General features: G+C 43.1%; 19 protein-coding genes and 2 tRNA genes. 17 read left to right on the forward strand and 4 right to left on the reverse strand.

The genetic code is table 11. From position 1 onward, the window contains the following. The 13 genes from ruvB to QVA83_RS15995 form a co-directional block, all read left to right on the forward strand. Positions 1-899, forward strand: an 899-nt coding sequence (gene ruvB / locus QVA83_RS15935) for a Holliday junction branch migration DNA helicase RuvB (protein WP_287498673.1), incomplete at its 5' end; no start/stop codon positions are given. A gap of 586 nt (positions 900-1,485) precedes the next feature. Then, a complete protein-coding gene (gene ybgC / locus QVA83_RS15940) occupies positions 1,486-1,884 on the forward strand; it encodes a tol-pal system-associated acyl-CoA thioesterase (protein WP_014948865.1) in 399 nt (132 codons plus the stop codon). Continuing rightward, positions 1,874-2,563, forward strand: a complete 690-nt coding sequence (tolQ, locus tag QVA83_RS15945; RefSeq protein ID WP_014948866.1) for a protein TolQ — start codon at positions 1,874-1,876, stop codon at positions 2,561-2,563. The genes ybgC and tolQ overlap by 11 nt, the downstream gene beginning before the upstream one ends. Positions 2,564-2,592: 29 nt before the next feature. Beyond that, positions 2,593-3,012, forward strand: a complete 420-nt coding sequence (gene tolR / locus QVA83_RS15950; RefSeq protein ID WP_156078107.1) for a protein TolR — start codon at positions 2,593-2,595, stop codon at positions 3,010-3,012. Between the two features lie 7 nt (positions 3,013-3,019). After that, entirely contained in the window at positions 3,020-3,913 is an 894-nt protein-coding gene (gene tolA, locus QVA83_RS15955; protein ID WP_156078108.1) for a cell envelope integrity protein TolA, read from the forward strand. A 4-nt stretch (positions 3,914-3,917) separates the two neighbouring features. After that, a complete protein-coding gene (gene tolB, locus QVA83_RS15960) occupies positions 3,918-5,273 on the forward strand; it encodes a Tol-Pal system beta propeller repeat protein TolB (protein WP_156078109.1) in 1,356 nt (451 codons plus the stop codon). 40 nt (positions 5,274-5,313) lie between these two features. After that, on the forward strand, positions 5,314-5,880 hold the full coding sequence (gene pal, locus QVA83_RS15965) for a peptidoglycan-associated lipoprotein Pal (protein WP_014948870.1): 567 nt from the start codon (positions 5,314-5,316) through the stop codon (positions 5,878-5,880). Next, positions 5,880-6,674 (forward strand): tol-pal system protein YbgF, encoded by a 795-nt coding sequence (ybgF, locus tag QVA83_RS15970; RefSeq protein WP_014948871.1) that lies wholly within the window; start codon positions 5,880-5,882, stop codon positions 6,672-6,674. The genes pal and ybgF overlap by 1 nt, the downstream gene beginning before the upstream one ends. Before the next feature lie 292 nt (positions 6,675-6,966). Beyond that, positions 6,967-7,042 (forward strand) — tRNA-Lys (locus tag QVA83_RS15975). A gap of 244 nt (positions 7,043-7,286) precedes the next feature. Beyond that, on the forward strand, positions 7,287-8,342 hold the full coding sequence (gene nadA, locus QVA83_RS15980) for a quinolinate synthase NadA (RefSeq protein WP_039227298.1): 1,056 nt from the start codon (positions 7,287-7,289) through the stop codon (positions 8,340-8,342). A 122-nt stretch (positions 8,343-8,464) separates the two neighbouring features. Then, positions 8,465-8,555 (forward strand) — tRNA-Ser (locus QVA83_RS15985). A gap of 95 nt (positions 8,556-8,650) precedes the next feature. Further along, on the forward strand, positions 8,651-10,405 hold the full coding sequence (locus QVA83_RS15990; protein WP_156078110.1) for a site-specific integrase: 1,755 nt from the start codon (positions 8,651-8,653) through the stop codon (positions 10,403-10,405). A gap of 48 nt (positions 10,406-10,453) precedes the next feature. Next, on the forward strand, positions 10,454-11,197 hold the full coding sequence (locus QVA83_RS15995; protein WP_156078111.1) for a hypothetical protein: 744 nt from the start codon (positions 10,454-10,456) through the stop codon (positions 11,195-11,197). On the opposite strand, the gene QVA83_RS16000 is transcribed toward QVA83_RS15995, so the two are convergent. Then, positions 11,194-12,099 carry a BRCT domain-containing protein gene (locus QVA83_RS16000; RefSeq protein ID WP_156078112.1) on the reverse strand — a complete coding sequence of 302 codons (906 nt, stop codon included), beginning with the start codon at positions 12,097-12,099 and terminating at the stop codon, positions 11,194-11,196. The genes QVA83_RS15995 and QVA83_RS16000 overlap by 4 nt on opposite strands. Before the next feature lie 216 nt (positions 12,100-12,315). Between QVA83_RS16000 and QVA83_RS16005 the strand changes: the two genes are divergently transcribed. The 3 genes from QVA83_RS16005 to rnhA all read left to right on the forward strand — a co-directional run bounded on the left by QVA83_RS16005 (position 12,316) and on the right by rnhA (position 14,682). Beyond that, complete coding sequence (locus tag QVA83_RS16005) at positions 12,316-12,879, forward strand: recombinase family protein (RefSeq protein ID WP_156078113.1); 564 nt, start codon at positions 12,316-12,318, stop codon at positions 12,877-12,879. Positions 12,880-12,890: 11 nt separating this feature from the next. Beyond that, positions 12,891-13,835 carry a hypothetical protein gene (locus QVA83_RS16010; RefSeq protein ID WP_197040338.1) on the forward strand — a complete coding sequence of 315 codons (945 nt, stop codon included), beginning with the start codon at positions 12,891-12,893 and terminating at the stop codon, positions 13,833-13,835. Between the two features lie 400 nt (positions 13,836-14,235). Continuing rightward, positions 14,236-14,682 (forward strand): ribonuclease HI, encoded by a 447-nt coding sequence (gene rnhA, locus QVA83_RS16015; protein WP_231513139.1) that lies wholly within the window; start codon positions 14,236-14,238, stop codon positions 14,680-14,682. Positions 14,683-15,061: 379 nt separating this feature from the next. Here rnhA and QVA83_RS16020 read toward each other — a convergent pair whose 3' ends face one another. The 3 genes from QVA83_RS16020 to QVA83_RS16030 all read right to left on the reverse strand — a co-directional run bounded on the left by QVA83_RS16020 (position 15,062) and on the right by QVA83_RS16030 (position 18,189). Continuing rightward, positions 15,062-15,916, reverse strand: coding sequence for a hypothetical protein (locus QVA83_RS16020; RefSeq protein WP_156078115.1), 855 nt, complete (start codon positions 15,914-15,916; stop codon positions 15,062-15,064). 432 nt (positions 15,917-16,348) lie between these two features. Then, positions 16,349-16,783, reverse strand: coding sequence for a hypothetical protein (locus QVA83_RS16025; protein ID WP_014976038.1), 435 nt, complete (start codon positions 16,781-16,783; stop codon positions 16,349-16,351). A gap of 236 nt (positions 16,784-17,019) precedes the next feature. Next, on the reverse strand, positions 17,020-18,189 hold the full coding sequence (locus tag QVA83_RS16030) for a patatin-like phospholipase family protein (protein WP_061485262.1): 1,170 nt from the start codon (positions 18,187-18,189) through the stop codon (positions 17,020-17,022). Positions 18,190-18,409: 220 nt separating this feature from the next. On the opposite strand from QVA83_RS16030, the gene QVA83_RS16035 reads away from it, so the two are divergent. After that, positions 18,410-19,141: 2-dehydropantoate 2-reductase (locus tag QVA83_RS16035; RefSeq protein ID WP_287498674.1), on the forward strand; the 732-nt coding region annotated here is incomplete at its 3' end.

The raw sequence follows: 19,141 nt of genomic DNA on the forward strand, positions 1-19,141 counted from the left end.
ACGTATGTGAGCAGATGGAAATTTTTATTCAAGCTGCGCGAAATCGTGACGATGCGCTAGACCATCTACTTATATTTGGTCCGCCAGGGCTCGGTAAAACCACGCTTGCAAATATCGTGGCGAACGAAATGGGCGTGAATATTAAAACCACGTCAGGCCCCGTGCTTGAGAAAGCTGGGGACTTGGCTGCACTTCTTACCAACCTTGAGCGCAACGATGTATTGTTCATCGATGAAATACATCGCCTAAGCCCAGTAGTAGAAGAAATTCTCTATCCTGCCATGGAAGACTACCAGCTTGATATTATGAAAGGCGAGGGGCCTGCAGCCCGTTCTATTAAACTGGATCTCCCTCCGTTTACTCTTGTGGGCGCAACCACGCGCGCAGGCTCGCTAACGTCTCCATTACGCGATCGTTTCGGTATTGTTCAACGCCTTGAGTTTTACAACGTAAAAGATCTCACCAGCATTGTGGCAAGGAGCGCGAGCTATCTGAATTTAGACATGAACGATGAAGGTGCGCAAGAAGTGGCTCGTCGTTCGCGTGGCACACCGCGTATTGCTAATCGTTTGTTACGCCGTGTTCGAGACTACGCAGAAATTAAAGCAGACGGCACGGTGGGGGCCGATACGGCAGCGAAGGCACTGGACATGCTTGACGTTGATAAAGAAGGTTTCGATTACATGGATCGTAAATTGCTTACTGCTATTATCGAAAAGTTTGATGGTGGGCCAGTAGGCTTAGACAATTTGGCAGCAGCCATTGGTGAAGAAAAAGAAACCATAGAAGACGTTATTGAACCCTTCCTTATTCAGCAGGGCTTTTTACAGCGCACGCCTCGAGGCCGTATTGTGTCGCAGCGCGCTTATCTTCATTTTGGCTTCGCTCCGTCTGAATAATTTACCGCCCCTTTGTAAGAAGGTACAGATTCGTTTTAAAGGCCTAGCAGAATTGCTGGGCTTTTTTTGGCAACACAGAAAATACAGAAGCCGTTTCAAACGCTACAAGTAAATGTTCGTATGGGGGAAGCTGTAAGTTCAGAGCATTGAGATTGGATGGCGAATTATTGCATAGCGCAAGTTAAGCATGGGCCGCCAATATTTTGGTTTGTACCGATGCTAAATTACAGGCAAAAAAAAGCCCGCTCATTGAGCGGGCTAAAACAACAAGTGTTGAAGGAAATAAATCCAGGGAACTCATGTCTAACAGGAGAATAACTCTTGCATGACCGTGCTAAGCACCATCACGCTCTGTACGACTGATGCTGTGCATTATAGGGAGAGCAGAAAAAACTACAATTGAGTAAAATTGTTGTTTTGAATTAGAAAAACTAATGTGTTAACTGGGTGTTTAATATTGGTTTACTTTTGATTAAATGTTAGCTTTGGTGGGGCTTGTGGAGTGTTTTTGTTCTGCATTTTGTCGCGCTAATTAGTTATTTTAACTCCGCTTTGGATTATTAAATTTTTGGGTGAAGGAATAGTTATGCATTTACACCAGGTAAGAGTGTATTACGAAGATACCGACGCAGGCGGTATCGTCTATTATGCGAATTACCTAAAGTTTATGGAGCGAGCCCGTACAGAGTGGCTTCGCGAGCTAGGTTTTGAACAAGACACGCTTATGGAACAATCCATCGCTTTCGTCGTCAAACACGTTGAAATGCATAACTATGCGCCTGCACGGTTCAATCAACTGTTGAGTATTGAAACTCGCGTTGTAGAATTGAAAGGCGCTAGTATGACGTTTCAACAAATTATTAAAAATGAACAAGGCGTTACATTGGTATCGGGAGATATCAAGGTTGCCTGCGTCGATTTGGCCGTTATGAAGCCAAAAAGATTACCACGTACTTTGTTAGGGGAAATTTCGCGTGTCATCTGATCTCACTTTTATTGGCTTGTTTTTACAAGCGAGTTTTATTGTTCAACTAGTTATGCTTTTGTTGCTAAGCGTGTCGATAGCGTCGTGGACGTTTATCTTCCAACGCAGCAAAGCGTTGTCGGCGGCACGCAACGAAATGCGTCAGTTTGAAGATAAGTTCTGGTCAGGCGCTGACCTTAACCGTCTTTATCAAGAGCTTTCTGCCAGAACTAACTTAACAGGCATGGGCAGCATCTTTTGCTCAGGCTTTAAAGAGTTTGTTCGCCTGCGCAAGTCTAACACCGCTACCAACGGCATAGTTGATGGTACATACCGTGCCATGCGCGTTTCTATGTCTCGTCAAGTCGAAGAATTAGAAAGTCGTCTACCCTTTTTAGCCACGGCGGGCTCAATTAGTCCTTACATCGGTCTATTTGGAACTGTGTGGGGGATCATGAATGCCTTCATCGCATTAGGTGAAGTGCAGCAAGCTACCCTTGCAATGGTAGCGCCGGGTATTGCAGAAGCACTTATTGCAACTGCTATCGGCCTGTTTGCCGCTATTCCTGCGGTTATTGCCTACAACCGTTTCAGCCATCAGGTTGAGAAGCTTGAAAATAGCTACGGCAACTTCATGGAAGAGTTCTCTGCAATCCTTCATCGCCAAGCCGTTGCTGCGCAAGCACAACAACAAGCCTAAGCGTTTACATTCCAAACGGAGGACTTGTTATGTATGTAAGAAAACGCCGCAGGCCGGTATCAGAGATAAACGTAGTGCCCTACATCGACGTGATGTTGGTGTTGCTTATTATCTTTATGGTAACGGCGCCGCTTATTTCTCAAGGGGTAAAGGTGGATTTGCCTAAAGCAAGTGCCAACCCGATAGAGCAAGAAGATACACCACCGATTATTGCGTCAGTGGATGTTAAAGGTCGCTACTTCCTTAATGTAGGCGAAGACCAGGAATCGCCAATTAGCGAAGAAGAGCTTGGCGCTATTGTAAAAGCACAATTGACCAAAGAGCCCAATACGCCCGTAGTGGTAAAAGGCGATGGACAAGTAGCGTATGACGAAGTGATACAGCTAATGGTGTTATTACAGCAGGCGGGTGTGCCTTCAGTAGGGTTAATGACGGATCCGGTTGAGTAATATAGATATGTCGAAACCTGAAGTGTCGAAAAGCACGTCAACCGCTAGCCACTCAAACAACGCGAGTAACGGTGTAAGTGGTGATAAAAAGAACGGCAAAAGTGCCAAGCAAGCCAACAGTATAAGCCCAGAACAAGTAGGCTTGTACAAGTCCATTGGTTTGCATCTTTTTATTGCTGCGCTGTTGCTAATTAGCGTCAGTTTCTCTCCTGACCCGTTGCCAAGTATGCCGTCGAATGCGCCTGTGATAGAAGCGACGTTTATTGATGCGCAAGCGATTGCGGATCAAAAAAGGGAGCAGGCACAAGCTGAAGCTCAAGCAAGAGCCGCAGAGCAAGAAAGGCAAAGAAAAGCAGAAGCCGCGGCAGAGAAAAAACGCCAGCAGCAGCTAGCAGCCAAGCGTGCGAAAGAGAAGCGTGAAGCAGAAGCGGCTGAAGCGAAACGTCAGAAAGACTTGGAGCGCTTAGCGGCGCAGAAGGAACAAGAGCGTAAGGAGCGCGAAGCAAAAGCGAAAGCTGAGGCTGAGCGAAAGAAAAAAGAAGCAGCTGAACGCGCTGAAATGGAAAGGATCATGCAAGAGCAGCTTGCAAAAGAACAAGCTGCTCAGCAAGAACGTAGGCGAAAACAGGTACTTACTGAAGTAGAGCGCTATACCGCGCTTATTCAGCAAACCATTAAGCGCAATTTGTATTCAGACGACAGCTATCAAGGCAAAACCTGTCGATTGAATATTCGGTTAGCAACGACAGGGTTTGTTACGAGTATTCGTGTACTCGGCGGCAATGATGCGCTGTGTAGAGCGGCTGAAAGCGCGGTTCGCAGGGCCGAAAAGTTACCGGTATCTGATGCGCCAGACGTTTACGAGCAGTTAAAAGACATTACTTTAAAAGTGGAATTATAGTGGTATGAAAAAACTAGGTTTATGGATAGCGCTTATTACGGTGGCATTCAGTGCCAAAGTGTTTGCATCCTTAGAAATTGTGATAACCGAGGGCGTAGATAGTGCACGTCCAATCGGGGTTGTGCCATTTAAATGGAAAGGTCAGGGCAGCATGCCTGGCGATATTTCTAAAGTGGTGATGGCCGACTTAATGCGTAGTGGTAAGTTTAATCCGGTATCTGTCGACAAAATGCCACAGTACCCGGAGACAGCGGAACAAGTGTCTTTCACTGCATGGGCAACCTTAGGTGTGGACACGGTTTTAGTAGGAAGTATTGAGCCACAAGGAGGCGACCGTTACCTTGTATCCTATGAGTTGATTGATGTACTTAAAGGGCAAGTTGACAATGGGCAAGCTAAAGTACTCAAAGACGGCAATTTGGTATCGAGTAATGATCACGTACTAGCTGCCCGTCAGGCAGTGATCAACGGTCGAGATTTTCGCCAGTATGCGCATCGAATTAGCGACATTGTGTATGAAAAATTGACCGGTGTTCGCGGTGCGTTTTTAACGAAAATTGCTTACGTCATTGTTCGCGACCGTGACACGGTAGAAAAACCTTACCAATTAGTCATTGCAGACTACGATGGTGAGAACGAAACGCGCTTGTTGTCTTCGCCAGAGCCGCTTATGTCGCCAGTGTGGTCGCCTGATGGCGAGAAGCTTGCCTACGTTAGTTTTGAAAATCGTAGACCGCAAATATTCATTCAGAATATCTACACCAGCGAGCGTACGCGCATTACTGATTTCCCTGGAATAAATAGTAGCCCGGTGTTTTCACCAGATGGCAAGCAACTTGCAATGGTTTTATCGAAAGATGGAAACCCTGAACTCTATGTGATGGACTTAGCGACAAAAAATCTTCGCCGAGTAACACGAAATAGAGCGATTGATACGGAGCCCGCGTGGCTACCAGACGGCAGTGGGTTAATATTTAGCTCGGAACGGGGTGGTAAACCCCAGATATATAGCGTAAATTTAAATTCTGGGAAAGTAAGGCGAGTTACCTTTGTAGGTGAACAGAACCTTGGCGGTACGATTTCCCCAGACGGCAAGCAAATGATTATGGTAAACCAAACTAATGGGAACTATCACATTGCGAAGCAGTCTTTGGATGGTGGATCACCTCAAGTACTGACACGGACGTACTTAGATGAATCACCAAGCGTAGCGCCGAATGGAAGCATGATTATATACAGCACCCTTCACGAGGGAACCCAAGTGTTGTCACTGGTTTCTTTAGATGGGCGTTTTAAAGCTAGGTTACCAGCAGCCAATGGGCAAGTTAAATCGCCAAGTTGGTCACCATTTTTGTTCTAACAATTTAACGACTAAACAATAAAATTTAAGGATTAGTAGGATGCAAATGAATAAAGTGATGAAGAGCTTCATTATCGCATTGCCAGTAGTGACAATGATGGCATGTTCTTCAGGCCCTAGCGAAGAAGAATTGGCAGCAGAGCGTAACCGCCTTGCACAAGAACAAGCGGCTGCAGAAGCGGAAGCACGTGAAGCAGAAGCACAGCGCGTTAAAGCAGAAGCTGCACAGCGTATGAAGCGTCAAGAAGAAATGGTTCAGCAAGAAATGGAAGCGCTGAAGAACGAACAAACCGTTTACTTTGACTTTGACCGCTCAAGCATTAAGCCAGAGTTCCAGCGTATTCTAGACAAGCACGCGGCGTTCTTGGTGAAAAACCCAAGCACTAAAGTGACTATTGAAGGTCACACTGACAGCCGTGGTACGCCTGAGTACAACATCGCGCTAGGCGAACGTCGTGCACAGTCTGTTGAAACTTACCTACTTAATGCTGGCGTAAGCAGCAGCCAAGTAACAGTAGTTTCATACGGCGAAGAAAAACCAGCAGTGATGGGTTCTACTGAGTATGCATTTGCTCAAAACCGTCGCGGAGTGGTTGTTTACCGCTAATGACTATTCTTACGAATAAGACATTAAAAATGGGCGTCACTTTATGTGCCGCCCTTGCTGTTTCTACCGCATTTGCGCAAGCGCCTGTGGTAGACGCCAATGGCGGCAGTGAATTAGAGCAGCGTATTGTTGTGCTAGAGCGTATTGTTAAGAGCCGAACCGAAATGCAACACAGGCTTCAAACGCAACTAGACAATATGCAAATGGAAGTCGACCAGCTGCGTGGTGCGGTTGAAGTTAATACCAATGAACTTCAAAAAGTACTTGAGCGTCAGCGTGAGCTTTACCTTGAAATAGATAAACGCGTGGAAGCACTTAAGCAAAGCGGCGCGCTACAAGGTAGTGCCATGCCTAGTGCAGGTGTTGATTCGGGCTCTGTGAGCTCTCCAACAGCATCTACGCCAACGCAAGCTCCGCAAGCAGGTGAAGATGAAGCCTACGAAAATGCGGTGAATTTGATCCTTAAGTCTCGTGAGTACGATAAAGCCATTCCTGCGTTTCAATCGTTCATTTCACGCTTTCCCAACAGTGGTTACGCACCAAACGCGCACTATTGGTTAGGGCAGTTGCTGTTTAATAAGCAGCAGTGGAGCGAAGCAAGTGAGCAATTTAATATTGTAGCTAATCGCTTTACCGATTCTTCCAAGCGTCCTGATGCCTTATTAAAACTAGGTGTCATTGCTGAGCGAACGGGAGACAGTTCAACAGCACGTCAGCTGTTCCAACAAGTTGTAAATGATTACCCTGATTCTTCGGCAAAACGCCTCGCTGAATCTCGGTTAAATAACTTGTAATGAACAAAGCCTCTTTTAAAGAGGCTTTTTTATGAGTTAGAGAAAAGTTTTTTTCAAAAAATTCCATTTAGAGTGCATAAAACTTCTGCACCAAATTTCACTGTATTTCGTAGAAACCTGACTAAACTCAATTAGTACTGGTATAAATACTCAGCGATTTGTTTTCATTTTGACCGTTTAGTCGTAATTTGACAGAAAAATGAAAATAAAAGGACGTTATGGGTTGCGTCGAATAAAAATCTGAGTATTATATGCCGCCGTTGCCAAGACACAGGCAACAACAGGAAAGAAAGGGTCGTTAGCTCAGTTGGTAGAGCAGTTGACTTTTAATCAATTGGTCGCTGGTTCGAATCCAGCACGACCCACCATCAAGTCTCAAACTCAAATATTCCTTTTTTAAATAATCTCCTCTGTACAAAAAACCAATGCTTATTGCGTTTTAAAACGCTACTCGTCTCATTTGCACTTTGATCTGGTTTACCTAACCCCATGTAGTAGAACAGGTAAGCATAACTACGACTATTTAATTACCCTTATGTTGATTAGGTAGTGTGTAATTTTTATGACAGTTGGGTATAATCCGCACCCTTGTCGCAACAGAGATGTAGGTTAATGTCAGTAGCATTTCGAGTGGATCAGGTAGAGTACCCGTTCCCAGCAAAACCACAGCCATTGTCAGAAGCACGTAAAGCTGAATTAAAGGCTGAGATCAAAGCTTTACTTAAAGCCCGTAACGCTGTGCTTGTCGCACACTATTACACCGACCATGAAATTCAGGCACTCGCTGAAGAGACAGGTGGCTGCGTGGCAGACTCATTGGAAATGGCGCGTTTCGGTAGAGATGCACAAGAACAAACCTTAATTGTTGCTGGCGTTCGCTTCATGGGTGAAACGGCAAAAATTCTTAGCCCTGAAAAAACCGTACTAATGCCAACACTTGAAGCAACGTGTTCGCTTGATATTGGTTGCCCGGTAAAAGAGTTTAGCGAATTCTGTGATCAGCACCCTGACCACACCGTCGTGGTTTACGCGAATACATCAGCGGCAGTAAAAGCACGCGCCGACTGGGTAGTAACGTCGAGCATCGCGCTTGAAATCGTTGAGCACTTAGACAGCCAGGGCAAGAAAATCATTTGGGGCCCTGACCGACACTTAGGCTCGTACATTGCCAAGCAAACGGGTGCCGACATGCTAATGTGGCAGGGCGAGTGTATCGTTCACGACGAGTTCTCTGCACAGAAACTAGCAGACATGAAAGCACTGTATCCAAACGCAGCGGTTCTGGTTCACCCTGAATCACCCGCAAGTGTGGTAGAGATGGCAGATGCAGTTGGCTCAACCAGTCAACTAATAAAAGCTTCGCAAACCATGGATAACGACACCTTTATTGTTGCTACCGATAAAGGCATCTTTTACAAGATGCAACAACTTACCCCAGAGAAGACGTTTATAGAGGCTCCAACGGGCGGTAACGGCGCTACGTGTAAAAGCTGTGCTCACTGCCCTTGGATGGCAATGAACGGCTTAGAAGCGATTAAGGCGTCTTTAACGGGCGAAACTGATGGGCATGAAATCTTTGTTGATGATGAATTGCGTAAAGGCGCACTTATTCCACTTGATCGCATGCTTAACTTCTCAGCCGAGTTAAAAGCGAAGGGCGGGCTATAAGCGCACGTTTTATAAGCACTTGCTGAATATTTTCCAGCAAGTTCTTGATTAAGCGCGCGGCTTTACCTACTATACGCGCGCTCAAGGGTTTTCGTCGTTGAAATCTTCTTGATACAAAATTTGGAGAGATGGCTGAGTGGCTGAAGGCGCACGCCTGGAAAGTGTGTATACGTTTATAGCGTATCGAGGGTTCGAATCCCTCTCTCTCCGCCAAATACCTACAGGCCCCTAATTCTCTAGGGGCCGCATAGTTAAAAGCCTAGAGAGTAACGACGATATCACCAACTAGTACAAATTGGTGGTACAAAATGGGCACAATGGCAACACCGTACAAAGACCCTAAATCTGGAATTTATTACGTCAGAGTAGTTGTTCCTGCTGACGTACGACACATCATTGGTAAGCGTGAATTTAAAAAGTCATTACGCACTAAAGATTCACGAGAAGCCAAACTTAGAGCGATTGAACCCACTCAAGACGCCTATAGTCAGATTCAGCTCGCCAGAGCTAAATTGTCAGACGCTTCCTACGTAGAGCTAACCCCAAGAGATTGTGCTGTTATTGCACAACGCTGGTATGCACGAGTGAGAAGCCGTATTGAAGCTGGTGGTGATACTTCTGAATTTATAAGTTATGACGTAGGTAAGCTAAGTGATACTGGCCTTACGGATGAAAGCCTTAAAGTTACCTTTATGTTTGGACTTACAGATACACTGTCAATTCAGGGTTCAGAGATTGAAAGGGCAACAGATGAAGAGCTGACGGTTCTAATTGATGAACTTGCTCACATCATTGACCCTCAGTTGGATATTGAAGGCCTGATAGTTTCTCATCAAAGTAATTCCTATTTACGGTTAATCCGTAACTTTTTCCCTTATCTATATGCCGTTGAAAAGCTCTGTAAGGCACGAATTGAAAATGATTGGGCATTTGAACCTGTTAAGCAAATGACACTCGTAGATAAGCCTCTACAGGCTAGGAAGTCCACCAGCTCGCGAGGTAAGCCAGAAGTTCCAGTTAAACATTCAATGAGCCAGGTCTATGAGAGCCACAGGGAATCAAAATTACTCAGCAACAAAGGGGACGGAAGTGTACTCAAAACGCTGGATGAGACAGCTAAAAGTGTCAGGCGCTTTGTAGAGATTGTGGGAGATAAGGATGTTACAGCCATCGTATCTGCTGATTTGGTCCACTTCAGAAATACCTTACTTAAACTTCCTAAGAGCAAGCAGAAAGCAATAAGGTCCTTACCTATAGATAAACAGGTTAAACTTGCTGAAACTAAGGGGTTAGATACTTTAAGCCCTTCTACCGTGAAGAAAGACATGAGGCTTGTGACCCTTGTTTTTAACCACGCAGTAGAGCTTGGCATTATTCAAGATAATCCAATGGCAAGGGTACAGGTTCCCTCTGGCCCTAAACGCACGGAAGCGGCTGAAGACCGTGGGTATAGCTTGGATGAAATTAACAGATTGTTTGCTCTGCCTATATTTACAGACCCTACTGCAACTAAACGCTATGGTTTGGCTTCATATTGGATTCCCTTGTTGTGCAGGTATACAGGCGCAAGGGTAGGCGAGCTAACACAGTTGAGAAAAGAGGATATCTGCAAAGACTCAAAAGGAATTTACTTCTTGAATATTCGAAGGGGTGAAGATCAGTCAGTGAAAAACGATACCTCTCTCAGGCATGTGCCATTGCATGAGCACTTATTGGAACTTGGCTTTATTGATTACGTTAAGGCAGCTGACGGTTGGTTATTTCCACAAATTCCTGCTGATAAATATGGGAAGAAAGTACCGTATATAGGCGACTGGTGGGGCAAGGTTGTGAAAGCTGAAGGGATAAAAATATCTCAACCTTTACATGCTTTCAGACATTCATTTAAAACGTTACTGAGAACACTTGAAGTCAGCGATAGTGTGAGCAATTCTATCACCGGACACTCTTCAGGAAACGTTGGGGATGAATATGGAACGGTTTACTTGGATACAAAGCAAAAAGCGATAAATAGGATTCCTCGCTTAACTCTTAAAAAGTTGTGGGAACATGCCCCTAACTAAATTCAATATAAGTCTTTGTGTAGAATATTTTTGTAAAGGAATAAATGAATGACTAGTAGAGTTTGTAAAGGATGCCTTCGAGAGCGTAAATTGGTTAAAAGCCATATAATTCCTCGCGCTTTCTACGAAGTCCTTCGCCAAGACAAGAGCGTTGCCTTTAACGTCATAACAAATAAAGAAGGTCAATATAACTCGTTATCGAGAATAGGAGCTTACGACCCTGCAATACTGTGTAATGAGTGTGAAGAACGGTTCAAAGTCCCAGATGACTACGCGGCCAGAACACTTTTGCAACGTGAGTCTCAACAAGTACCAATAACTAAAAATGGTAAGTTGGTTGCGTATAAAGCTGAAGGTGTTGAGTACCAAAAAATCAAATTCTTTGTAATGACAGTGTTATGGAGGGCGTCGATTAGTAACCTTCCTATATTTAGTCGTGTAAATTTAGGGCCTACGGAGGGCAGGCTAAAAGAGTTAATTTGGCAGAATGAAACCGGCGGTATAAGTGACTACCCTGTTATATTGGGGCGATATGAACCTAGTGAGCATGACCCTAATTTACATAGAATTTTATTTGATCCTTATGTAAACAGGGTCCAAGGAATGCTGTATTATCGATTTTTTCTAGGAGGATATATAGCTGATATCCAAGCTACATCGCATATTCCACCGCCACACATCAGAAACTATGTTAGCTCGAATGACCTAATCATCAGAAATATAGGCCCGTTTGATTCTTCTCCAAACTTGAAATTAGCAATTGAACTATTGCGTAATCAAACTGAGAATTAAATAAGGTGCACTAATTCGTTCCAAGTGTCTTCGTTAATGATTTCAGTTTCAATGCCTTTAGAGCGATTACTCAAAACGGCCTCAAGTTTTTTACCGTAGCTACTAAACTTCCAATCTCTACTTGCTACAGAACCTAAGACCAATAAATCAAGCTTTTTGGTTACTCTGGGTGCTACTGTTGCCCCTAATCGCTCTGCTTTGTCCTGTTGTAACTTCCGTGAACCGCTTAAAAACTCCCCAGTAAAGCAAACAGTCAAACCTTCAAGAGCCATTTTTGTTTCCGTGCTAGTTGAAAAGTCCGCTGACATACCGTACGCGAGACCAGTTTCAATCATTCGTTGCCCAGAAACAGCCTTAATTAGATTTAATAACTCTGTCCTTTCGTCACTAGAAACTACATCATCACGTAATATTTCATCAATTCTGCTTTTTAGTGCATTGCCCGGCCAAACTTCAGATAACTCAGGGGTCGAGTCTAATAGTTTCTTAAGGCTCCGGATCTCAGTATCGTTTACTTCATCATCAGCGCTTATACCATTTAGAAAGCCAAGCAGTTGATTTACCAAAGCATCATAATCACTACTGATTAATTCACCATACTCAAGAATATCGTCAAGCATGGCTTGTAAGTCAGCCTTCTCCTCCGCCGTAATTACAGAGTCTTCGAGTATGTCTTCAATTTGCTCATGAATGTCGATGAAATCACCGTCATTGAGATTGAATATGTCATTATCTTTCCAAGCTCTCAGAAATATTTCTTCAGTTGGAGTTAGGTGTTCGTCACAGTGGATTCCATCAATGATTCCTTTTAAAGTCAAAACTGCTTTGGCTTTGTTCCGTTTGTAATTGATAGCAATATTGTTAGGTTGTCCTTTATCATTCAATACGTTACCGCTGCACATTCGATTTCCTTACCTTATTGTTTCGTTTTTTAGAGAGTATCATTTTCCAAGGTTTCAGTTAAACTTTAGTTTATGATAGTCCTATTGAAACTGTGCTTTTTAGGTATACCCATATGGGTATGGTCAAATTGAAGTCAGTCAGTACCCATTAGGGTTGACTTAATATTATAGGTATAGCTATATTTTCCAACTCTAAGATCTAAACGGGTACAGGATGTGGCTGATATTGCTTATTTACGAGTCTCAACAACAGAGCAAAATACTGAACGTCAACTAGCTGATACAGGTGTGAACTTTACCAAGGAGTTCATTGATCGCTGTAGTGGCGGTACTATTAATCGACCAGCACTAGAAGAGCTAAAAGAGTATGTCAGAGAAGGTGATACTGTTCATGTGCATAGCATTGATAGGCTTGCTAGGAACCTCGTAGACCTTAAAACGTTGGTCAGTGAGTGCAACTCTAAAGGCGTATGCGTTAAGTTCCACAGAGAAGGCCTGAGTTTCACTGCTGGTGGCTCTGACCCAATGTCTGAACTCATGCTCAGTATGCTTGGAGCTGTTGCCCAGTTTGAGCTGTCGATGATTCAAGAAAGACGTCAGGAAGGCATAGAAAAAGCTAAGGCCGCAGGAAAGTACCGTGGACGTCCTACCAATAAATCAAACCACCAGCGTATTCAATCCCTACGCTCTCAGGGAATGTCTTTGCGTAAGATAGCCTCTGAGGTTGGTGTGTCTCTTTCAACTGTACAACGGGCTCTGGAAGCCTCAGAGAAAGCTTAATGAACCAGTATATGTCAGATAGTAGTATGACTGACTTGGACCCTCGTGAGTTAATACTAGATCCTTTAATGCAAGCGCGTGAACCTGAATTGATAAAATCAAATAAAGAAAGGGAAGCGCAGATAACAAAGCAAGATATGCAAGACTCTGAAATCCTCAACGACCTCCTAAATGGTATTGGCATAAGGCTACCTATTACGGTTTTTGAAGTTGGGAGCAAGCGCTATGTGGTTGATGGCTTCCACCGCACAAAAGCTTGTTTAGAGTTCCTCAAGGTAAAGCCTGAAGAATCAATTACCATAAAAGCAATACTGATTAAGAATCGAACTTATAACGAAGCATTCTTAACAGCACAGGAGATGAATCAAAATCATGGTGTTGGTGTTACCAATGAGGAAATTACACAGTCGAAATTTAGAAGTCTTATAGTCACTTTTCAATTTGGCCTCAGTGTCACCCAGTTAATGAAAGTTGCATCATGTGGTCGAGGGCAGGCCGATCACTTTCGTAAAGCCTTAATTGCCTGTGCAGACGCCTTACAAGGAATAAGTACGGACAAAGATATTAGTGTTCAGCACCTTGTAGAGATTCTTAGTGAACAACTGAATAAAAAATACTACTTAACTTCTTCAGCATGGGACTCAAAGGGGTTCCCAAAGATGAGAAGATTATCTGACGCATATTCAGGCCGTGTAATGCCTTCAATAGAAGATGGTGAGGAATGGACTGAACATCAGATTAAACAAGCCATGAAGAACTTCAATAACATGATTGAATATTATGGTGCAGGTGTCTTTAGGGAAGCCCTTAGGAAGACAGTTCGAGGTCAAGAACTAGGTATAACTATTTCCAGAAAATCAACTTGGGAAGAAGCTCAGGGATACAGCGATGAAAGTAACTATCTAGAAAAACAAGGAAATAGCAAAGAATTCTCGTTAGAAAAAGACGACTTTTAGTAAATCTACTCCACTTTAAAAATCCTTATTAAACAATAATTAAAGTGCATATTTGAACTAAGAGTACACATGTGTACACCAAGTATTTCCAAGGTGTACACAACAGTTTTGTGAGAAGGCATATTTTCTTTTTAGTACTCAACATTTTTTACGTTAGTTGTACTGAGAGTGCAAATAAGCGATGTGAGAGAGAATACGCTCAACTCTGCTATATGGCTTGCGTTGTAGTGAGTGTTTTATTTCTATTTCCATTCAAGTTGCTGAAATGATAGAAGAAAAAATCCACTTGCAAGAAAAAAACATGGGTTATTTTCACTAAAATTAGTTGATAGTCTTTAGATTCTTCTTAGTTTTTTAGTTGTAAAGGAGACAGAGAATTACTACAAACAATGACTCGACTATATACGCTTTTACTGATGGCTCTTGCCTTGGAAATCCTGGCAAAGGCGGATGGGCTTTCATCCTTGCCAGAACAGACGAAAATGGAAATGAGAAACGGCTAGAGCGCAGTGGTGCAGTGAAGCAAACCACCAATAATCAAATGGAGCTCATGGCTGCAATAAAGGCATTGGAAGCTGTTAAGGCTACTCACCCAGATAAACCCGTGGTGGTGACTACTGATAGTAAGTACGTCAAAGACGGGATTACATCATGGATTGACGGATGGAAGAAAAGAGGCTGGCGGACAGCTTCAAAGCAGCCTGTTAAGAATGCTGAACTTTGGAAACAGTTGGACCAGTTAAATCAGTCTTTAAATGTCACTTGGGAATGGGTCAAAGGGCATAGTGGCCATTTAGAAAATTCAGAAGTTGATCGACTCGCCCAAAGCGCTGCTGGCTCAGTCTAATGATGGAGCACCTGAATGGACATAGTAAATCGTAATTGCCTTGAATGTGGCAACCAACACCCTAGTGAAGATATAGACCTGTGGACCCGTTGCGAATCTTGTTACAGCCTTTTGATTACTGATGATGAGGTTTTAGAGCTGGAAGATAATTAGATCGTATGGTGGCCTCAGTAGCCCTTCTGAGGTCACCTATAAATAGGGTATTATCTATCCTCACATATCAAAAGTGGCGGCTAAAAAGTAACCACAAAATTTACCAAAAGTATCACACGTATTTTTTTAACGGCACGGGTCGACGCAATCGTAATAAAAGGATATTACCTCCAGAATCCCCCCCTCACACATTGTGGAGGCAACAGATATCTCAAGACTCAATTTATCAGGCCTTACGGTCCACTATAGCGTTTTCTAAAATGTCCTTGGGAATCTTTATATTAATTTTCATACTGGTTGTATTTTGGTTCTGCACTTGATTTTTAATTGGAGGCACCTTAAGAGAATCATCAGCTATCTGCTTTAAGCTTTGTTCTGATTCAAAAAACGCTTCTTTCGAAGGAATATAAAATTTATTACCTGTCACATCCTCATATTCGATAAATAGCTCTAGCATCTTAGAGTGAGCAAATAGTGCATGAGCAAAATTGGGGTACTTAGAGTCTTTCTTAAGGATGTCATGCTGCATTGTTAAAATATCACTCTTTTCACCCTTTCCTATGGCATTATTCTCCGTAAATCTGTAGGAGTCATATGTTACGTTTATCTTTGTTTCTTCTGAGAATTGACTAGCAATAAATGTTTCATGGGCCAATTTAAATAGAGTGATAACAAGTCGATCTGGTGAGTTTGCTTCTTGAACTAAGTTTGGAACATTTCTGAGTTCATTGTGATGATCAATTAAAGGAAAAAAATCCTTATATCCTCCATAGGGTTCAAAGAATCTAAAATAAGCTTTATTAATTTTGGCGTAACTTCCGCCAACATTTTCTACAGAAAAAGTGACTGTCCCAGAGTTTGAATCAAAATTATGTAGGAAATTTATAAAAGGTTGTAACTGTTGACGGTGGTAAAGATAAGCTCTCCATGAAGAGTAGATTGCGACCACTACTGCTGCGAAGGTGAACCAGTCAGATAAATCAGATTTGAACTCAAATTCAAACTTGAATCCAGAAACAACTAAAATTGCACCCGCCATGAATATTAAGCAACTTGTCCATTCAAATTTATTAGTTGTCATCCATAACCTCATTATCAAACATCAGCGTCCATCATATTCTAATTGACTCTTCAAACATAGATTGGTGGCAATATTATTAAATTTTGCAACACTACTTTATAGCTTTTTTTTACTACTAGTTCTCCACTATAAGTACAAAAAGCTAGTACAATCACCTTGAATGGCTTATATTCATGTTATTGATATATATGGTTTAATTGTTGGTAAGATAACCGTCGAGGGTTCGAATCCCTCTCTCTCCGCCAAATACTGAGAACCGGCTTTAGGCCGGTTTTTTTGTGCCTGCCGATCAGCGCTGGATGATGCGCGGATACTTTTCGCTTACGTAAAAAGAAACCCGCTACGAAGCGGGTTTCTTTTTAAACGCGATTGTTGCGACGCTGGTATGCTAAAGCTAATGGCTTTTCATCTGTGATGTCGCGCCGCTGCTAATTACTTCGCAATTTGCTGGTGAAGCTTGATTAAGTCAGGAAGCTTTTTCGCGTAAATCGCTTTCTTTGTACCTGGGTGAAGTAATTGGCTCACAAACGTGCGTAGGAAGCCAAGTACAAACGTTTGAACGCGATCAGCGTCTGCATCACTTGGGTTAGCAATAAGCTTTTCTGTCTCCGCTTGTACTTTGTGTACAATCGGGTCCATGGTGTCTTTTCCAGAAACTAGGTCATTACCAGTCACTACGCCTTTGCCAAGCAAGTCTCTAACTGCTGAGTATAAATCAGCAGAAACAGCGTTAGACTGTCCCCAGTTCGCAATGTTGAATTCTTCAGCAATCTTATCTAGATCAGCAGTTGGGTCGTTCGACTTCAATAGGCTGTCGATAAGTTTATGGGCTTCAGTTTGTTTTACGGGTGTTGATAATTCTGACATGGTTACATTTAAAGATTATGTGGGTGAGCGCGTTATAAATATTCTGCCAGACAATGTCAACCCGTTTGCCGCCAATAGAGGCAAGAACGGGAGAGGAGCTTACTAAGTCATGATGTAAACATGGCGAACAAAGCACCGAAATAGCACCGAAATAACACAGAAATATTACTGAAAGAGTAGCAAAATAGAGAAAAGGCACCTGCTGCCAAGCACCCTTTATCAAATGAGTAAACGGGCTACGCGGAGATCCTATTCTCTTTATCTACTTTATCTATTTTGCCTGTTCGACGTGCTGGGAAAGGCAACTTAATTGGACGTTTACCATTTAATGCAGCATGTTCTGATTTCACACTATAATTAGCGCTGTCTTTACTATGCATGCCCTTGGGTGTATCAGTTACATCGAAAAGCGGAGCAACAGGCTGTCTGTTTTCCTCTAGCTGGTAAGCAATGACTTTGTTTTCGGTTTCTAAAAAGGCACTTCCAGCTTGCTTACCAAGCTTATAATCATGACGAAGTTGTGCGTCTGTACTACCTAACAATTTACTTTGAAGCTTATCTGACGCAAAAATTTGAATAACCTCTACGCCTTCTGGCGGGTTTTCAATAAATGCCAGTTCTTTTTGATACGCTTGTTCGTGCTGCAGCAGATAGTCGATGGTCTTTGGGCACGTGCCCGTTGCGCACATTACCGCGCTTAACCTTTGTAGCCAAGGCGACTGTACTTGAAAGCCTCTATCTACGGTGCGAATAACTACGATTTTCGTCGCGCCGCGCTTGTACGCTTCGGTAACAGGCAACGGTGCAGCCAAACCACCGTCTAGAAAGAAATCGGTATTGGCTGCCTTTTTTGTCTCGACATCAATGTGCAGCGGTACGCCCTGTTTGTAAAGTAAGGGGAGGGCGCTCGAAGCCTTGATAAGATCGACCCAGTTGTGAGTACTTTTCATTGGATCAAGAAAATACGCCTGTCTGTCTCTGGAATTTGTGGCGGTAAATAAAATTTCTCTGTCCGCAACATTAGCCTTCGCAGTATCAAGATCAAGTAAACGGTTCGCTTCTTGGGTTTTGTCAAAATACCAATCTAAATCGACAATATGCTTTCCCATTAAACCTCTTCCCATTTGGAAAAAGCGTTTGTGTCGAGTTAAGCCGCGAATAAGACGTTTTGCATAGCCTTTTTGACGCGCGACAAAGCTCGTTAAGTTCTGTGAACCTGCTGATGTGCCGATAAGAATATCGAAAGGGTCGTGTCCGGCGTCTAACCATGTATCGAGTACGCCTGCCGTGAAAATTCCTCGCTGTCCACCACCTTCCGCAACCAAGGCAACTTTGCCATTGTTCGACATTTCAGCATTGTGTGCTTTTGAATAAGCGAGACAAGGAGCAGATTGTTGACCCGACATGATAACCCTCTATTTGACCATGACTATAAATTGACTACTTGGTCTAATTGTAGGGAGATCACGACGCCGGGGAAAATTGAAAGAATAAATCGGACTGATAGGAAATAACTGATACTGAAACACTTTTTGTTATTTTATTGTGATTTTTGTGTTTACATTTCGATCGTTTAATCGCAGTCTAACAAAGTATTGAAAGCTAAACTTTCATTGGGAGTCAATAATGAAAATTGCCGTGTTAGGTGCGGGAAGTATTGGATGTTATGTAGCGGGCTGCCTGTTAGCCTCTGACCCCACATTGAGCGCCGCTAATGCACTTACGCTCATTGGCCGTCAGCGTTTATATGATGATATTACTGCCAATGGTCTTAAAGTAACGGATTGGCAAGGGCGTGAGCAGCTAACAAAGCCTGAGCATATCGCATTTTCAATTGAGAACGATAGTTTAGTTGATGCTGACGTCATTTTGCTTTGCGTTAAAAGCCAAGATACCGAGCAGGCTGCTGAGATAATCAATCAGCATGCAAAGCAATCAGCAGTCGTAGTCAGTCTTCAAAACGGAGTGGGTAATGCACACCTGCTTCGCCAGCACATAAAACAATGCGTAATTGCAGGTATGGTGCCTTTCAATGTTTTTTATAAAGGTAACGGCCATTTTCACCGTGGTACTGAGGGTAATATTGCCCTTGAAGATCCCAATAACCAATGTAGTGACGTCATAAAAGCGCTTAGTAACGCGTCGTTGGCCGTTACGGTTTATAACGATATGAAAGCTGTACAGTATGGCAAACTTATTATGAACTTGAATAACGCGGTCAATGCACTATCGGGTATACCGCTGAAATCACAGCTAGGGGATAGGCAATATAGGTTAGTTATGGCAAAGGTGTTGTCCGAGGCGTTAGCAGTATTAAAATCGGAAGGAATTGCACCAGCAAGAACCGGTAAGGTCATT

It is taken from the genome of Alteromonas sp. AO-Serp (assembly GCF_017849675.1).
GTDB classification, from domain to species: domain Bacteria; phylum Pseudomonadota; class Gammaproteobacteria; order Enterobacterales; family Alteromonadaceae; genus Alteromonas; species Alteromonas macleodii.

Coding starts and splice junctions, on each gene's coding strand:
- ybgC (WP_014948865.1), top strand. CDS start 1,486: ATGCATTTACACCAGGTAAGAGTGTATTACGAAGATACCGACGCAGGC.
- tolR (WP_156078107.1), top strand. CDS start 2,593: ATGTATGTAAGAAAACGCCGCAGGCCGGTATCAGAGATAAACGTAGTG.
- tolA (WP_156078108.1), top strand. CDS start 3,020: ATGTCGAAACCTGAAGTGTCGAAAAGCACGTCAACCGCTAGCCACTCA.
- tolB (WP_156078109.1), top strand. CDS start 3,918: ATGAAAAAACTAGGTTTATGGATAGCGCTTATTACGGTGGCATTCAGT.
- pal (WP_014948870.1), top strand. CDS start 5,314: ATGCAAATGAATAAAGTGATGAAGAGCTTCATTATCGCATTGCCAGTA.
- ybgF (WP_014948871.1), top strand. CDS start 5,880: ATGACTATTCTTACGAATAAGACATTAAAAATGGGCGTCACTTTATGT.
- nadA (WP_039227298.1), top strand. CDS start 7,287: ATGTCAGTAGCATTTCGAGTGGATCAGGTAGAGTACCCGTTCCCAGCA.
- QVA83_RS15990 (WP_156078110.1), top strand. CDS start 8,651: ATGGGCACAATGGCAACACCGTACAAAGACCCTAAATCTGGAATTTAT.
- QVA83_RS15995 (WP_156078111.1), top strand. CDS start 10,454: ATGACTAGTAGAGTTTGTAAAGGATGCCTTCGAGAGCGTAAATTGGTT.
- QVA83_RS16000 (WP_156078112.1), bottom strand. CDS start 12,099: ATGTGCAGCGGTAACGTATTGAATGATAAAGGACAACCTAACAATATT.
- QVA83_RS16010 (WP_197040338.1), top strand. CDS start 12,891: ATGTCAGATAGTAGTATGACTGACTTGGACCCTCGTGAGTTAATACTA.
- QVA83_RS16020 (WP_156078115.1), bottom strand. CDS start 15,916: ATGACAACTAATAAATTTGAATGGACAAGTTGCTTAATATTCATGGCG.
- QVA83_RS16025 (WP_014976038.1), bottom strand. CDS start 16,783: ATGTCAGAATTATCAACACCCGTAAAACAAACTGAAGCCCATAAACTT.
- QVA83_RS16030 (WP_061485262.1), bottom strand. CDS start 18,189: ATGTCGGGTCAACAATCTGCTCCTTGTCTCGCTTATTCAAAAGCACAC.